Origin of the sequence: Actinomadura sp. NPDC048955 (assembly GCF_040649435.1) — a bacterium.
GTDB classification, from domain to species: domain Bacteria; phylum Actinomycetota; class Actinomycetes; order Streptosporangiales; family Streptosporangiaceae; genus Spirillospora; species Spirillospora luteofluorescens.
Genome location: NZ_JBEZJI010000084.1, coordinates 16,602 through 31,401, shown reverse-complemented (window position 1 = coordinate 31,401; position 14,800 = coordinate 16,602). Strand labels below are relative to the sequence as shown.

General features: G+C 71.8%; 14 protein-coding genes. 5 read left to right on the top strand and 9 right to left on the bottom strand.

Features of this window, described 5'->3' with window-relative positions; genetic code table 11:
* Positions 1–214: 214 nt before the first annotated feature.
* On the top strand, positions 215–1,597 hold the full coding sequence (locus AB0C84_RS41905) for a hypothetical protein (RefSeq protein ID WP_361077371.1): 1,383 nt from the start codon (positions 215–217) through the stop codon (positions 1,595–1,597).
* 244 nt (positions 1,598–1,841) lie between these two features.
* Here the strand turns inward: AB0C84_RS41905 and AB0C84_RS41900 are convergent, their stop codons facing one another.
* Positions 1,842–2,369, bottom strand: a complete 528-nt coding sequence (locus tag AB0C84_RS41900; RefSeq protein WP_361077368.1) for a DUF4262 domain-containing protein — start codon at positions 2,367–2,369, stop codon at positions 1,842–1,844.
* Positions 2,370–2,545: 176 nt separating this feature from the next.
* On the opposite strand from AB0C84_RS41900, the gene AB0C84_RS41895 reads away from it, so the two are divergent.
* Entirely contained in the window at positions 2,546–3,880 is a 1,335-nt protein-coding gene (locus AB0C84_RS41895; RefSeq protein WP_361077365.1) for a J domain-containing protein, read from the top strand.
* 12 nt (positions 3,881–3,892) lie between these two features.
* Here AB0C84_RS41895 and AB0C84_RS41890 read toward each other — a convergent pair whose 3' ends face one another.
* On the bottom strand, positions 3,893–4,852 hold the full coding sequence (locus tag AB0C84_RS41890) for a S16 family serine protease (protein ID WP_361077363.1): 960 nt from the start codon (positions 4,850–4,852) through the stop codon (positions 3,893–3,895).
* Positions 4,853–4,914: 62 nt separating this feature from the next.
* Between AB0C84_RS41890 and AB0C84_RS41885 the strand changes: the two genes are divergently transcribed.
* Positions 4,915–5,625, top strand: a complete 711-nt coding sequence (locus AB0C84_RS41885; RefSeq protein WP_179843899.1) for a response regulator transcription factor — start codon at positions 4,915–4,917, stop codon at positions 5,623–5,625.
* On the opposite strand, the gene AB0C84_RS41880 is transcribed toward AB0C84_RS41885, so the two are convergent.
* Positions 5,582–6,337 carry a hypothetical protein gene (locus AB0C84_RS41880; protein WP_361077361.1) on the bottom strand — a complete coding sequence of 252 codons (756 nt, stop codon included), beginning with the start codon at positions 6,335–6,337 and terminating at the stop codon, positions 5,582–5,584. The two genes, AB0C84_RS41885 and AB0C84_RS41880, sit on opposite strands and share 44 nt — an antisense overlap.
* A 10-nt stretch (positions 6,338–6,347) precedes the next feature.
* Positions 6,348–7,130, bottom strand: a complete 783-nt coding sequence (locus AB0C84_RS41875) for a hypothetical protein (protein WP_179843901.1) — start codon at positions 7,128–7,130, stop codon at positions 6,348–6,350.
* 462 nt (positions 7,131–7,592) lie between these two features.
* Between AB0C84_RS41875 and AB0C84_RS41870 the strand changes: the two genes are divergently transcribed.
* Positions 7,593–8,522: a sigma-70 family RNA polymerase sigma factor gene (locus AB0C84_RS41870; protein ID WP_361077358.1), complete on the top strand. Its 930-nt coding sequence runs from the start codon at positions 7,593–7,595 to the stop codon at positions 8,520–8,522.
* Positions 8,519–9,655: a hypothetical protein gene (locus AB0C84_RS41865; RefSeq protein ID WP_361077355.1), complete on the top strand. Its 1,137-nt coding sequence runs from the start codon at positions 8,519–8,521 to the stop codon at positions 9,653–9,655. Before AB0C84_RS41870 ends, AB0C84_RS41865 begins: the two co-directional genes overlap by 4 nt.
* A gap of 37 nt (positions 9,656–9,692) precedes the next feature.
* Here AB0C84_RS41865 and AB0C84_RS41860 read toward each other — a convergent pair whose 3' ends face one another.
* From AB0C84_RS41860 to AB0C84_RS41840, 5 genes are read right to left on the bottom strand one after another with little or no spacing between them, the layout of a single operon-like run.
* Positions 9,693–10,406, bottom strand: coding sequence for an NERD domain-containing protein (locus tag AB0C84_RS41860; RefSeq protein WP_361077352.1), 714 nt, complete (start codon positions 10,404–10,406; stop codon positions 9,693–9,695).
* Between the two features lie 36 nt (positions 10,407–10,442).
* Positions 10,443–11,225, bottom strand: coding sequence for a hypothetical protein (locus AB0C84_RS41855; protein WP_361077349.1), 783 nt, complete (start codon positions 11,223–11,225; stop codon positions 10,443–10,445).
* Complete coding sequence (locus tag AB0C84_RS41850) at positions 11,222–13,180, bottom strand: helicase HerA-like domain-containing protein (RefSeq protein WP_361077347.1); 1,959 nt, start codon at positions 13,178–13,180, stop codon at positions 11,222–11,224. The genes AB0C84_RS41855 and AB0C84_RS41850 overlap by 4 nt, the downstream gene beginning before the upstream one ends.
* Before the next feature lie 28 nt (positions 13,181–13,208).
* On the bottom strand, positions 13,209–13,538 hold the full coding sequence (locus AB0C84_RS41845; protein WP_361077344.1) for a hypothetical protein: 330 nt from the start codon (positions 13,536–13,538) through the stop codon (positions 13,209–13,211).
* A 26-nt stretch (positions 13,539–13,564) separates the two neighbouring features.
* The gene (locus tag AB0C84_RS41840) at positions 13,565–14,776 is read right to left on the bottom strand and encodes a hypothetical protein (RefSeq protein WP_361077341.1); all 1,212 of its coding nucleotides are present in this window, start codon (positions 14,774–14,776) and stop codon (positions 13,565–13,567) included.
* Between the last annotated feature and the right edge of the window lie 24 nt (positions 14,777–14,800).

The window sequence follows — 14,800 nt, the reverse complement described above, 5'->3', positions numbered from 1 at the left end:
GATCTTGGACCGCTGCTCCTCGAAGCTGGCCTGCTCCTGCTTGCTCGCCTTGGTCGCCGAGTCGAACTTCTTCTTGGCGACCTTGAGCTTCTCGCTGCCGATCGGCTTTCGATCGACACAGTCAACTATGCGTGGCTCAACCACGTGAGTGGCTTCCGAGTCACGCCGTCCGGACTCAGTCCCGGGCGCAGTACAACCAAAAGGAGGGTTGCTCATGGCAGCCGCAACTCCGGATTCCGGCGGTCTCATCCGCTGGACCACCGAGTCGGACCCGGAAGGACCCGGCTCATCCCGCATCACCCCCGTCCTGCTCACGGGACAGGAGCCCATCCGGATCACGTCGGACTGGCTGTGGTCGCCCACGTCGTTGAAGGGTGCCTTCGGGGACCTGAACTTCGCCAAGGGCAAGCCCGCAGGCAGGGCACGCCGTAAGGTCGTGGACCTGGCAAGGGGTCTTCGACTGTCGGCGGATCCGGACACCGTCGCGGACGAGAGCGTCGTCTACGAGCTCCGGCTCGGAAACGACCGCTCTCGGTACATGCAGGGCGCCTACGCCGGGTTCAACCTCGGCAGGGCCTCCGAGCACGTGCACATCGCCGGCGAACCGGGCAAGGTTCTGGCCGACAGGCCGGACACCGTGTCCATCGTCCTCGGTGGCTGCAACGGCTCCAGCAGGGCGACGATCTCGACCAACCCGGAGGGCCGGCGGACTTCGTTCCAGCTCGGCGGCTACGGTGCGGAAGGGAACGCGGACGAGTTCATCACCTCGGCCGGATTCGTCCCGTGGCTCTCCTTCTACGAGGAGAACCTCGCGTGCCTGGCGGCCACGTTCGCCGGGAACGTGATGGTCCACTCGCCGGAGAGCACCCGGTACTCGGTCGTGATCGACGTGCCGTGGAGGGCCTACTGGCTGTACATGCTCTCCGCGGTGCAGCGGGGGCAGACCTCCGCCCGCGCCTACAAGCGCTGGCGCGAGGAGGTCACCCGGCGAAGCCGTCTCGGAAGCGACCGCACCGTGGACATCCTTCGGGAGGTCCTCGGTGACCGGTTCGACCGGACGGAGATCATCGACCAGGACGAACTCGCACCGCTCGGCGAAATCCTGGAGGACATGGAACCGGGGCGCGCCCCGGACGTCCAGGCCCTCGTGGACGCGATGCGGAACGCGGGGGACGAGCTCTGGAACCTGCTCCTGGACCCGGAACTCCGGAGCCAGGTGAAGGTCAAGGGCAGGTTCCTCGATCCGGAGATCCGCACGGTTCAGGAACTGTGCGGAACCTCCTACGTGGTGGCGGTGCTCCGGCGGATGCTCGCCGGCGCCGTCATGTCGGTCAACGACTACGTGGAAACGACCATCGAGCAGTACGTTCAGGCGTGGACCGACGTCCTCGTCCAGCACGGCCGGCTCGCGTTCCGCGGCACGTCGTTCGCCGTGTACCCCTTCTCGCATTTCGTCCCTCTCGAAGAGGGGGGCGTCATGTACCGCAGGGACCCGGGACGTGTCGTGACGGTCAACGACCGCGACGGCATCTCGGGCTTCGATCACGGATGGTGGCTCGACCCGGTCGAGCTGCTTCCGGGGAGCTACCTGCGGTAGCCGCCTAGCGGCCACCGAAGGGAACCACCGTCTCCGGTGGAGCGGCCACGGCCGCTCCACCGGTGACACCCACGCTTCCTCCTGCCGGAGGGAGTAAGCACACCGGTGCCCCGGTGGGAACGGCTCATGCCGTTCCCACCGGGGCATCACTTGTTCCGGGTCCGGTGGCCGGATTTCAGCGGAAAAGGCGCCCCACGTCGTCGACGTGAGGCGCCTTTGTTCGGCGTCCGGGGACCCCACCGGTTCACGGCGGGGTCGTCCAGGCGCATTCCGGGTGATCCGGCCGTGGAATGGCCAGATTGGGCTGGCGTTCGACGAGTCGCTCGTCGAAGCCCTCGTCGCCGGGGAAGCCCTCGGCGCCTTCGGCCCAGATGAGCTGGCGGTACTCGGGCAGCCGGCCGTCGTAGAACGCACGGGCGCCGCGAAGCGGCGGCGAGCCGTGCCAGCTGCCGTGGACCTTCACGGTCTTCACCTTCAGCGACGTCAACTCGGTGTCGACCTCGTCCAGCGCCGGCAGATCGTGCCCCATCGCGATGACGGCCGCCCGGAGGGCGTCATGGCTTTCCGGACGGGGAAGGCCACAGATCACGAATTCCGGCGAGGTGAAGGTGTGCCATTGGCCCACCGTGAAGGAACATGCCGGCCGGTCGTTCCGCACGATCGTCCAGCGGCGTGAGATCACCTGCTTCACGATGTCGTCGACCTCCGGCTCGCCCGTCCATTTCCGGCGGTGCAGCCGACAGGCACAGTTGATCCGGACAGGCTCGGTCATCGGCATTCCTCCTCTTGTTTGTCGGGACTCACTGGAAACCGTCCGGGCGGCGCCGTCCCCGACCACGAGGGCGCGCGCGGGGATCGGCGTCGGCGCGCAAGGCGGCGTGGAGTGACGAGCCGCAGGGCGCAAATCCCGGACGGTCGGGATGAAGGACCGATGACGAGTGGGATGCCATGAGAAGCGATCAGCCGGACTACTACGAACTCCTCGGCGTGGAGCGGACCGCGGAACCGGAGGAGATCACCCGGGCGTACCGCCGGGCGATGCGCGCGGTGCACCCCGACGCCAGCGGCACTTCCGGCCTGTTCCGGCTGGTCAAGACGGCGTACGACACGTTGAAGGACCCGGCGTCCCGGGCCGCGTACGACGCCCGCGGCCGGACGGCCCCGCCCGAGCCGCCTCGCTCCCGGCCGGAACCGGACCCGGCCCCCGAGCCCGGGCCCGGCCCGCGGCAGGGGCAGCAGAACGGGGCGCGGCAGGAAGGCGCGAGATCCGGGGGCCCCTCCGGCACCCCGCCGCCCGGTCCCTCCTTCACGAAACCGCAGGCGCCCGCGCCGGCATCGGCCCTGCGCGTCCGCCCCCGGTTCGGCGCCCACTGGATCCGGGTGGCGGCCGTCGCCGTCTGGGCGGTGGCGTTCCTGGGCGCGGTGTACGTGCTGTGGCCCGCCGGGCTCCCCATCGGGTTCCTCCTCCTGCTGGCCTTCCCTCTGGTGGCGATGCCGCTCATCGCCCTGGAGTCCACGCTGCGGTCCCTGTCCTGGCTCTGGGCCGTGTGCGTGCTGACGTTCGCGGGGGGCGCCGCGCTCGCCGCGGCCGAGACCGACGGCGGCGCCTTCTGGACGCTCTGCGGCGTGCTGCTGGGGCTCGCCGTGGGCGGCGCGGGGCTGGCCGCGGCGCCGTACCTCGTCCGGAAGGGCCGCGAACTGGACCGGCTGATCGCCCCCGATTCGCTCGAATACCAGGTCTTCAACGTGCCCGGCGCGGGCCTCGACGGCAACCTCTCGCGCCAGGTGGTGGCGCGGGAGAGCGCCGCCGGGCTGGAGAGGCTCGCGCGCCTCGACGGGGTCCGGATCGTGCACGCGCTCATGGCGCCGCAGCCGTCCGGGCGGGCCCCGCACTACGTCGAGCACGTCGTGCTGCGGGGCGACCGGCTCGCCGTCGTCATGGCCCGCCGCTGGCCGGCCGGGACCTACGCCTGGACGAGCAAGGGGGCGCTCACGACCATCGGGCGCCCGTTCCCCGGCGGCGACACCGGCATCGGCGCCGCGGTGAAGGAGATCCGCAAGGTGGTGCCGCGCCGCGTGCGGGTCCGCGGGTTCGTCGCCGTGCTGCCGGACGATCCCGCGCCCTCGTCCCGGGTGAGGTTCCCGGAGCCCGAGTACGGCGACCTGCTCGCCGGTGACCTGGAGCAGGTCCGCGAGCGGATCGCGGACTGGCTCGGGCAGGGCGCCCCGGTCGTGGACCGGCGGGTGCTGGCCGCGCTGCTGCCCCATCTCCGCCGCCCCTGAGCGGGCCGGGCGTCAGCAGAGCGGAGCGCGGCCCCCGTCGGCGCAGAGCCGGTCGACGGCCTCCGACACCGTGCTGACCGGCACGATCCTCAGCCCGGTGCCCCTGGCCGCCGCGACGGCGTCGGACCGCTGCCACACCGGCACGAAGAACACCTCCATGCGCGCCTTCACCGCGGCGCGCACCTTATCGGGGACGTCGCCGACGCCGGTCACGCCCCCGCCGAGTCCGATCGCGCCCGTGCCGGCGATGCGGCGCCCTCCGGTCAGGTCGCCCGGGGTGAGCGCGTCGAGGCGGGCCAGCGCCAGGATCAGCCCCGCCGACGGCCCCTCCACGGGGCCGAGCGGGTAGGCGGTGACCGAGACGGTGGGGCCCGCCTCCGTCCCGGTGAGCCGGGCGACGGGCATCTTCCGGATCTCGGCGCTCCCCCACGTGGCGGCGGACGTGTGCGGGACGACGAGCACGTGCACGGTCGCGCGCCCGGCGATCGCCGTCTCCAGGTCGGCCGGTGCGCGCAGCGGGGTCAGCGCGCCGCCGCCCGTGCCCGCCGCGAGGAGGACGTCGCCGGGGTGCAGGCCGCTGCCGCGGGCCGCTCCGCCGACCGCGCTCACCTGCAGGCCGGCGGCGCTCACCGGCGCCCGCCCCGCGGCGAGCTGGGCGGCGACCAGCGCGGCGTGCGTCTGGGCGGTGCTCATCGCGTCGCCGTCCGGCGCGGGGCCGGCGCCGCCCTGCCCGCCGCCGTGCCCGCCCTCGACGTTCCGGATCAGGTGGTCGCCGGTCAGCTCGGCCTTCCCCCACTGGAACCAGTTGGCGCGCTGGACGCGGGCCGTCATGACCGACCAGGACCCGCCCTCGGGGCTTCCGACCCGGATCGCCGGCCCGGGACCGACGCGGTTGTACGGTGAGCCGCCCAGCCCGAAGACGGTCAGGACGACGACGGCCGCGATCACGCCGTACAGGATCTGGCGCCCCACCGGCGCCCTCCACTGCTCGCTGCCCCTCCGGATGACGGTCGCACCCCCGTTATCATGGCGCCATGGCGCGGATCCTGGTCGTAGATGATGACGCGCGTCTCGTCAAGCTCGTGTCGGGTCTGCTGCGCAAGCGCCATTACCAGGTCGAGTCGGTGGCCAACGGGGAGCTGGCCCGGCTGGCGCTGCGCCGCGGCGACATCGACCTCGCACTGCTGGACATCAACCTCCCCGACATCGACGGGCTGTCCCTGATCGACCAGTTGCGCGACCAGGGGAACACCACGCCGATCATTCTGCTGACCGCCCGCTCCGAGCCGCACGAGCAGGCGCTCGGGCTGCGGCTGGGCGCGGACGACTACGTCGTCAAGCCCTTCCACCCGGAGGTGCTGATCGCCCGCATCCAGGCGCTGCTGCGGCGCAGCGCGGGAAGCATCGCCCGGCACTCCGGCGAGACCCGCGGCGACCTGATCGACATCCCGCCGGTGCGGGTCGACTTCACGGCCCGGCAGGTGTTCAGGGAGGGAGCCGAGGTGCGGCTGGCGCCCATGGAGTACGCCGTCCTGGAGTTCCTGGCGGTCAACCGCGGCCGGGCGGTCTCGAAGGAAGAGATCATGCTGCACGTGTGGGGCACCGACCGGGGCGTCTCCCGGACGCTGGCCGAGCACGTGTCCCGGCTGCGCCGCAAGCTCGGCGACGGCGTGATCGTGACCCGGACGGGCTTCGGGTACCTCATTCCGGCCGCTCCGGAGGATTCCGCAGCCACAGCTCGGTGACCAGGACGTTCTGCGCTTCGAGCCGGCACCACATCTGGTCGCCGTCGGACTGCATGGTGGCCCGCCACCGGGCCAGCCCCAGATGGTCGCCGACACCGCTGGTCACGCGGGCCGGCCACGGCAGCCCGATCCGGGCCCGCATCGGTTCCAGTTCCTTGCGGGTCAGGTGCCGGGCGACCGAACGCACGGTGTGGACGGTGAACTCGCTCTGCTCGCGTGCCGAGACCTGCTGGTGGGCGAGCACGCCGAGCAGGGCGGTGTGGGTCCGGACGGTGTCGGCCACGATCCGGTCCGCCTTCTCGCCGGGCGAGCGCGCCTCCTCCAGCTCGGTGAGCAGCCGGGCGAGCCCGTCGATCGCCGAGCCGAGCATCTTCGCGTCCTCGTCCCGGTTCCCGGAGACGGTCTCGCCGAGCAGCCCAGCGGTGACCGAGGCGATCGTGAGCTCGCCCGCCATCCGGTGGGCGAAGCCCCGGGTGAACCTGTCATGCCACAGCTCCGGAGGCGTCTCCGCGTCGTGGCCGATGATCACAGCGGACGCCGCGGTCAGCGGGATCGCGGTGTGCGCGCCGCTGGTGAAGACCGACCGCCAGGTCAGCGCCTGGCCGGCCACGACGAGCGTGTCCCGGTCGAGGGTCCCCCCGGCCGGACCGCTCAGATCCTCTACGCCGCAGGGCGGGACCCCCGCCCGGGCGTGCACGACCACCGGCACCACCGGGGTCGCCTCAGGCCTTCTCCGCGGCGGCCTTGTCGGCCACGAGCTGGTCGAGCGCCTCGCGCAGGTCGGTCCCGGTCTTGACGACCCGGACGTAGTGGCCGGTCAGCCGCCCGGCGAGCTGGGCGTTCAGGCCGCCCTCCCCGATACCGCCGGAGAGCTGGTGCTCCTCGACGGCGACGATCGCGTTCCCGCGCTCGGCGAGGGCGTCGGTGACCTGCACCGGGTTCATGGCGTTGACCAGGAAGGCGGCCGGGTCCCGGGCGTACTCGATGATCTCCAGGCGCTCCCTGCCGTAGCCGTGGTTCAGCAGGCTCTGGGCGCCCTTGAGCCGGCTCGCGCCGCGGCCGATGCACGCCCCGCGCGCGTCGACGCCGGTGACGGTGGGCGCCACGGCGATCTTCGTCTTGGTCCCGGCGACCCGGGCGATGGCCTTGATGACGACCTTGCCGTTGAGCAGCTCGTCGACGAACCCGGCCAGCAGGCGCTCGACCAGCTCGGGGGCCGTGACCGAGAGCATGAGCCGCTCGGAGCCCGGGGACTGGCCGGCGGAGACGCCGACGACCAGCGCGATGACCTTGCTGCCCTGCGCCAGTTCGGGCGGGGCGGCCCCTTCCGGGAGGTCGAACGCGTCGGCGCGCGGCAGAAGGGCGTCGCGGGCCTCTCCGGTCGCGACGTCATAGACGGCGCAGCGGAAACCGTCCGGTCCGCTCGACTTGATGTGGGCGGTCACCGTCGTCCCGACGAGCGGGGATTCGAGACCGAGATCGCTGAGGATCGTTTGCACCGTCACTCTTCCTTTCGTTGGCAGACGAGGCCCGTGGCGTCGCCTGTTCCTACCGCAGCCTAAGCGCGTACCCCCTGACCTCTAGAGTCCGTCGCTTCCGCGATCCGCAACCCGACGCGGCGAACTGGTTGCCAGTTCCATGTCACGGCACACCGGGCGTACACCAAACAACCATCAACAAGGCAACAGAAGATCCATAGGTGGTCAATTTTCTGTCAACGAACTTGTCGCGGCGTTGCCTTCCCGGACAGTTGCGCCCCCTCCCGGCGAAGCGCTCAACTGCGATCTTCCGCCCGCGCCCGTCCGCGCACCCCCGATGTCCGGCCGACAAAGAGCCTCGCGACCGTCCGAGCGGCCTGCGAACGTATCAACGATCTGTTTCGGATCCGACCGTTCCCGGGCCGCCCGGCATCGAACGTGCATAGCTACAACTCCAGCCTCGCAATCCCGACTAGCCGAGGGAGACGGATGGACATCGAGCAGCCAGCGCGTGGCGAGCGCCCCACCGCCGACGAGTTCCGTACCCGTAACGACGAACTCTTCGCGCGGCGCCACGAGCTCCAGGAGCGGCTCACCGCTTTGCGCGCACGGGCCGACACCGGTGAGATCGACATGCTCTCCGAACTGGTGCTGCGGCGGGTCGAGCGTGAGTTCGACGACCTCACGCTGGAGATCATGATCGCGAACTTCGGCCTGGTGCGCAGGTACGTCACCATGTTCACCTCGAAGTCCAGCGAGCACATCGAGGACTTCGAGAGCGCCGGCAAGGTCGGGCTGCTGTGGGCGATCGCCTCCTACGACCCGAACCGCGGTCCCTTCGCCAGCTGGGCCTTCAAGCCGATCCAGCGGGAGGTCCTGCGCGCGGTGCGGGACGCCGACCACCCCAACCTCAACCCGGGGGACTTCGAGAAGCGCCCGGCCATCCTGGCCGCCGAGCGCGCGTTCCTCGAGGAGGCCGGGCCGGACGCCCCGATCGACCACGCCGACATCGCCCGCCGCGCCGGCGTGACCGAGGCCCAGGTGCGCCGCGTGCTCGACGCCCCCCGGCTGGACAGCCTGCACACGGTCGCGGGCGGCCCGGGCGAGGACGACGTCGCGTGGGAGGACCGGCTCCCCGACTCGGCCCCGAGCATCGAGGACGAGGTGCTCCTGCGCTTCGACCTGCGCGCCCTCAGCAGCCGCGGCTTGCCGTTGCTCGACCCCCGCGAACGGTACGTACTGACGCGCCGGTTCGGACTGGACGGCGAGCCGGAGCAGGCGTTGCGCGTCATCGGCGAACGGCTCGGGCTGTCCCGTGAAGGGGTGCGGCAGATCCAGCAGAAGGCGCTGGCCAAGCTGCTCCAGCCCGTCGTCGAGACACCCGAGGGCGCCCGGAGAATCGAAGGACGGGCAGGATGAACGACGGACGGGAGCACGCGGGCGGCCCCGGTTCGGGACAGGCCGGCGGCGCCGGGGAGGCGTCCTCGTGGGTCATCATCGACGACACCGCGGACGCCGGGGAAGAGCCGGCGGCCGCACCGCCGGCGGCCGGCGCGAAGCCCGCCGCGCCCGCGCCCGAGGAGAGCCCGAAGGCCGCGCAGGGCGACCCCTGGGCCTCGCTCGGCACCTGGGACTCCTGGAGCGCCGCCCCGGGGGCGCCCACCGAGGCCCCCGGCGATGCCTGGAGCGGTCCCAGCGCCGCGCCCGGCTCCAACGCTCCCTCTGGACGGCCGAACACCCGCCCCGCCCCACCGGCGACTACGCCAAGCCCCCAGCAGAACGTCCCGCCGCGCCCGCAGAACAACGTCCCGCCAAGCCCCCAGCAGAGCCTCCCGCCGAACCCGCCACAGAACACCCCGCCGCGCCCCCAGCAGAGCCTCCCGCAAAGCCCGCCTCAGAACATTCCGCCGAGCCCCCAGCACAGCGTCCCGCCGAACCCGCCGCAGGGCCTCCCGCCGAACGCGCAGCACAGCCTCGCCCCGAACCACAGCGCGCCTCCGAACCACGGCGCACCGCAAAACCACGGCGCACCGCAAAACCACAGCGCACCGCAAAACCACGGCGCACCGCAAAACCACAGCGTGCCGCCGGGCCACGGGGCACCGCCGAACTACGCCGTGCCTCCGGCCACGCCTCCCGGATCGCCCTTCGGCGCCCCGGCGAGCGCCCCCCATGCCGCCGCTCCCGGCGTCGGCCACCAGCCCGCGAGCGCGCCCGGTGCGCCGCCCGCCCCGGCGCCGCACGGCTTCCCCGAGGCCGGTGGCGCGTTCCAGCCGGAGCCGGCCGCGGGCTGGGCGCAGACCGGTGACCAGAGCGGCGCCGCCGGTACCGCGCAGAGCGGCTGGTTCTTCGACGAGCACACCGAAGACGACGTCCTCCCGGACGAGCCAGAGCCGATGGAGGCCGGAGGCGCGGCCCGCCGGTCGCTCGCCGGCCGGCTGCCGGGGCCCGGCACCTTCGAACTCATGCCCATGCTCGTCACCTTCTTCATCACCTGCTTGGGCGTCCTGCTGGTCATCGCCTCGCTCATGTGGCGTCCGGACCTCCCCTAGCAGCGACCCGCACGCCCGGGGCGCCCGGACCGGCCGGTCAGGCCGGGGCCGCGTCCCAGAGGCTCCGCATCGTCTCCCGCGCCTCCTCCGCCGCGCCGAAGACGCGTGGAGCGCGGTCAAGGACCGCCTGCAGATCCCGCGCGGAGCACACCCACACGCCGGCGGGCGTGCTGAACGGCCGATTCCGCATCCCCGGCACGCACACGACCGCCAGGACCGTCCTGCCGCCCAGTTTGCGGGACAGCCTCCGCGCCTGGTTCGCCGCCTGCCGGGCCGGGTCGCCGTGCAGCACGCGCTTGCCGACCCGCATGGTTCCGCCCTCGGCGGAGACCCGGCCGTGCCCCGTCTTCACCTCGATCGCCGCGGCCCCGCAGCCGCGGGTGAAGACCACCGTGTCGCAGTCGCCTCCGCGGGAGCCGAGCACGAGCCCGTAGGCCGCCGCGACCGACTCGGTGCGCCGGACGGCCGCCCGCACCTCACGCTCGGACCGCGCGCCCACGGACGACCGGCGAGCCTGCCCCAGCGACCGCGTCGCGCGCATCCACGCGTACGCGCAGCCCGCCGCCGCGGCCACCCCGGCGACGGCCGCCGCCACCCTCAGCGCACCCGCGTCCAGGAGGAGCGCCCCCAGTAGGGCCCCCGCGGCCGTGACGGCCAGCGTGGCGGCCCCGGCCGCGTAGAGCGACCCCCGGGTCCGGTGACGCCACATCTGCCGGGAGACGAAGTCTCCGGCCCGTCCGACCTCGTACATGCATCTCCCTCTGGACGCTCGCTCCGGGGCCGCGGATCAGGCCCGGGCGCGGAGCCGTTTGCGGCGAGCCCGCTCGGCGTCCGCGCGGCGCGGCGTGGGCCGGCCCTTCGCGTCCCGCGGGCCGCGCTCGGCTCCGCCGTCGTCGCGCCCGCCGCCCCGCGGCCGGGCGCCGCGCCTCCGGATGTTCCTCAGCGCCTTGAACCAGATGACGCTCTGCTCCGACCCGTCGCGGACCACGTCCAGGACCTCGCGGCCGAGCCACCGGCCGGCCCGCCGGACGAGACGCCAGATCGTCAGCGCCATGCCGGCGATCATGAAGTTCAGCACCGTGGCCAGCCCGGCCACCTGGCCCCAGGCGGCCGCCTCGCGCACCCCGCACCGGCCGGTGCTGAAGAGCCCGCCGGGGCACTCGCCCGGCACCATCACCACGAGCGCTCCCGCGGCCGCGGCCAGGGCGCACAGCGCGGCGGCGGCCGTGAACCTGCCGATCGTCTTCTTCCAGCGGCGGTGGAGCCGCACGTTCAGCCGGACCACCGCGGCGGCGACGACGCCCGCCGCGCCCGCGGTGACGACGTCCCCGAGGTCGAACGTGACCACGTCCCCGTACTGGAGGACGAGCATCCCGATCGAGAGGCCCGCGAGGACGAAGCCGAGCAGTAGGACGATCGAGGCCTCCAGCGCGATCGCCAGGGGGTCGAACCGGCGTGCCCGCACCTCGCTCTTCGAGGGCGCCTCGCCCTTCGAGCGCGCCTTGCCGTCCGCCCGTGCCTTGCCGTCCGGGCGCGCCTCGTCCTTCGGGCGGCGCCGCGGCGGCCTCACACCCGCCCCCGCGTCCCCTGCGGGGCGCCCAGCGGCATCGTGACCGGCACGCCGGGCAGGGCGGGCGGCTGGTAGCGGTCCAGCTCCTGCTTCCGCATCGGGATGATCACGTACTCGACCCGGCTGGCCGGCTTGTTGACCCGCAGGTACCCCTCACCGGTGCCGAGGGCCCGCAGTTCCTTCGGGAAGACGATGAACTGCTCCTCCCCCATGGCCTGCAGGTTCTGGGTGTGGCCGTCCTGGCCGACCCGCTCGCTGAACTTGTTGTTGTCGCGCATGCCGAGGAACTCCGCGCACTTCTCCGCGGCCTCGGGGGACGACTGGGCCATGGCGATCAGCCAGTTGATGTTCTGCGTGAGCCGCGACCAGTCATCGCCGTCCTTGTCGATCCAGTCCGTCGGCCCCTGGGTGCACAGGATCATGTTGAACAGCGCGGACCGGACCCGGGACAGCATGTTCATGGCGATCTCGCGGTCGATGAAGTTCGCCTCGTCCACCACGATGAGCCGCGGCTTGTCCTTGGGGGCGCGGCCCTGGATCCGCTGCGCGGCGTACACCGACAGCCGCTGCAGCGCCGAGGAGGACAGGATCTTCGCCATGTCGGGCTGGCCGAGGGAGTTGAGGCCGATGTAGGTCAGCCCCTCGCGCCGGACGTCGATCATCTGCCGCTCCCCGCCGGGGACCAGGATGCGGCGGCCCGCGCCGGAGTCGTACAGCCCGGTCAGCTTGGTGCCGAAGCTGGCCGCGGAGACGCCCTCGTCGCGGGACGGCCGGAGCACGTTGGTGTAGCGCTCGGTGCAGTGCCCGAAGCCGCGGACCCCGTCGATCGCGAGGACGTGCTCCTTCACGGCGCCCTTCATGTTCTCGCCGTGCTCCATGATCTTGCCGATCTCGAGCATGTTGGGCGGATTGAACCGGTCCGGCGCGATCTCGGCGGCCTCGTGGAGCATCTGGACGACCTGCTGGAGGACCTTGCGGTTCAGGGCCTGCCAGTACGCGTCGTCGAACTCGACCATCGTCATGATGGTGTCGAACGCCTCGTCGGCGGACATGCCCGCGAGGGCGTTGAACCAGAAGGCCGGCTGCTCGTCGCCAAGGGCGATCTCCTGCATCGGCATGCGGTGGGCCTGCGCGTAGGCGCGCAGGAAGTCGCGCAGACCGCCGGGCTCGGTGTCCTCCTTCATGTCGAGGACGGTGACGTCGAAGCCCATGTCGAGCGCCGCCCCGATGATCCACATCAGCGTGACGGTCTTGCCGCTGCCGGTGGAGCCGACGACGGCGCCGTGCATGCCCATCTCCGCGGTGCTCAGCCACACCGGACGGTCCTTGGCGCCGAGCCCGATAGGGATGGTCTTGGCCTTGATCGGGGTCTTCCTGGCCTTCTCCGTGGCGTACGGGCCGTGCACCGCCGGGATGTCGGCCACGGTGACCCGGGTCGCCACCCGCTTCTTCAGCATCTCCCGGCGGCCGTCCCGCGGAGTGATCGGGTCGTCGACCAGTTCCTTCTGCCGGAACCAGGTGCCGTCGAACAGGTCGACGAACTTCTTCTTCTTGCGCAGGAAGGACGAGAGCGTCATGACCGCCGATCCCCGGGCCCTCCCGACGATCAGTCCGAAGAGGCCCGCGAGCACCGCGGTCAGCGACAGCAGCACGGTGACGGGCACCTTCCCGGGCTGCCCCGGGCCGAAGTCGGCGAAGCTCGCCAGCCAGTAGCCGTAGGCGTAGGCGTTGTCCTTGGCCCGCAGCGCGAACCCCACCACGCCTGCCAGCGAGACGATGATCCAGTCGCGCCGGGCGAGGAACCGGCGCAGCGCGACGAGCAGCACCCAGGCGCAGAGGGCCGGGATGAGCACGGCCAGGACGGCCGCGAACACCAGCAGGACCACGGCGGGGAAGACATAGCCGCCACCGGCCAGGTCCGTGGGCCTGCTCTCCGGCCCTCTCGGGTCCGCCACGTTCACTCCTTACACTGAGGTACCCGCGTCAGCCGTTGCTGTCGCCGACCTGCTCGACGCTGGTAAAGACTTTCCCGACAAGCTTGCTCATCATTTTGACCCCCTGGACCGTGACGCCGAGGTTGAACAGCATCCCGCCGATGAGCAAGGCGAACATGAGCGACTTGAAGGCCTCGCCCGGACGCCCGCGGCCGATGCCGTTGATCATCCGGAAGACGCCGAACACGACGATGACGACCGCGATGGCGCCGCAGATCGCGGTCAGCGCCTTCCCCGCGGGGGAGCCGAAGAAGCTCTCGGCGCCCTTGTCACCGATATCCGGTCCCGCGAGAATGATGAAACCAGGATCTAGCATCATTTTTCCTCCGTGATTTGAGGTCCCGGTCAGTTGTTCAGTGCGTTGCTGTAGGGATCGAGTTCCGCCGCGGAACCGGCGGGTCCCCACGCGAGCACCGGGGGCTGCGCCCCGCTGGCTCCCACCAGCAGGTCGAAGTCAGCGAAATTGGTGAATGGCGGGACGTTTACCTTCTTTCCAGTAACCGTCCCGGGTTGTTCGGCTCTGGCAAGCATGATCCGCGCCCGGACGACGAGCTGGTCGTCGAGCGTCTTGATCGCCGAAAGGATCTGCACGGCCTGCGCGGAGTCCGCCAGGCGGAACCCCGAAAGGCCTTCGTAGCGGTGTTTGGGGTCCTGGTCACCGGTGACGGCGAGCAGTCCCGTCGAATCACCCGTGGCGTAGGCCGCCGCCCATCGCAGAATCTGGTTTTTGGACTCGGTACTTACTTCCGTGGTCAGTTGCTGGTAATTGGTGTAGTCACCGGCCCCGCCGGGCTTGCCGGCGCCGTTCCTCCAGACCGAGAAGGCGGGAGAGGCCGCCAGGCGGGGGCCCGCGGGGTCCAGCAGCACCGGCACGTCCAGTTGGAGCACATGAGCGCTCATCGGCGGCGTCGCGCCGGCGCCGGCCGAGGGGCTGCCCTGCGGGTCGGCCGTCGTGCCCGGAGACGGCGTGCCGGTCGTGCCCGCCTGCGGAGCCGCACCTGACGGGGACGCGGCCGCTCCGCCGGACGGTGGCGCCGAGGCCCCGTCGGACGGGGTCGCGGAAGCTCCTCCGGAAGGGGTCGCGCTCGGCCTGCCGCCGGCCGCCGGGGACGGGCTCTGCGTCGCCGCCTGGTCGTTCATCACGACGAGGTAGTGGTGGATCTCGAAGTCGGTGAAGCCGAGCTCCTTCGTCCCGAAATGCCGAGGCGTGAAACCGACCCAGTTCAGCGCCCGGTAGTCGAGCGGGGTCGCGGTTCCGTCGGGGCCCTCCGCGGACGCCGCGTCCGGGTCGAAGGACTCGGCGCGGGGCACGTCCTGCACCCGGCCGGCCAGGAAGTTCATCGCGGCGGTGTACGACAGGTCGCGACCCTGCGGTGCGACCGCGGACAGGTCCGGCTTGCCGCTCCCGCTCGTCAGGGCGACGAACACCGCGACGATGCTCAGTGCCGCGGCCAGGAACAGCGCGATCAGGATCCTCCTGGCCCGCCTGCGAGCGGTCGGCTCACTGGAACGCCGGGCGGGCACCATGGTGAAACGAGTGGGTGACTGTTCCGGCATCGTCCCTCCTCTATTTGTCGTGTT

Coding starts and splice junctions, on each gene's coding strand:
- AB0C84_RS41905 (WP_361077371.1), top strand. CDS start 215: ATGGCAGCCGCAACTCCGGATTCCGGCGGTCTCATCCGCTGGACCACC.
- AB0C84_RS41900 (WP_361077368.1), bottom strand. CDS start 2,369: ATGACCGAGCCTGTCCGGATCAACTGTGCCTGTCGGCTGCACCGCCGG.
- AB0C84_RS41895 (WP_361077365.1), top strand. CDS start 2,546: ATGAGAAGCGATCAGCCGGACTACTACGAACTCCTCGGCGTGGAGCGG.
- AB0C84_RS41885 (WP_179843899.1), top strand. CDS start 4,915: ATGGCGCGGATCCTGGTCGTAGATGATGACGCGCGTCTCGTCAAGCTC.
- AB0C84_RS41870 (WP_361077358.1), top strand. CDS start 7,593: ATGGACATCGAGCAGCCAGCGCGTGGCGAGCGCCCCACCGCCGACGAG.
- AB0C84_RS41865 (WP_361077355.1), top strand. CDS start 8,519: ATGAACGACGGACGGGAGCACGCGGGCGGCCCCGGTTCGGGACAGGCC.
- AB0C84_RS41860 (WP_361077352.1), bottom strand. CDS start 10,406: ATGTACGAGGTCGGACGGGCCGGAGACTTCGTCTCCCGGCAGATGTGG.
- AB0C84_RS41845 (WP_361077344.1), bottom strand. CDS start 13,538: ATGATGCTAGATCCTGGTTTCATCATTCTCGCGGGACCGGATATCGGT.
- AB0C84_RS41840 (WP_361077341.1), bottom strand. CDS start 14,776: ATGCCGGAACAGTCACCCACTCGTTTCACCATGGTGCCCGCCCGGCGT.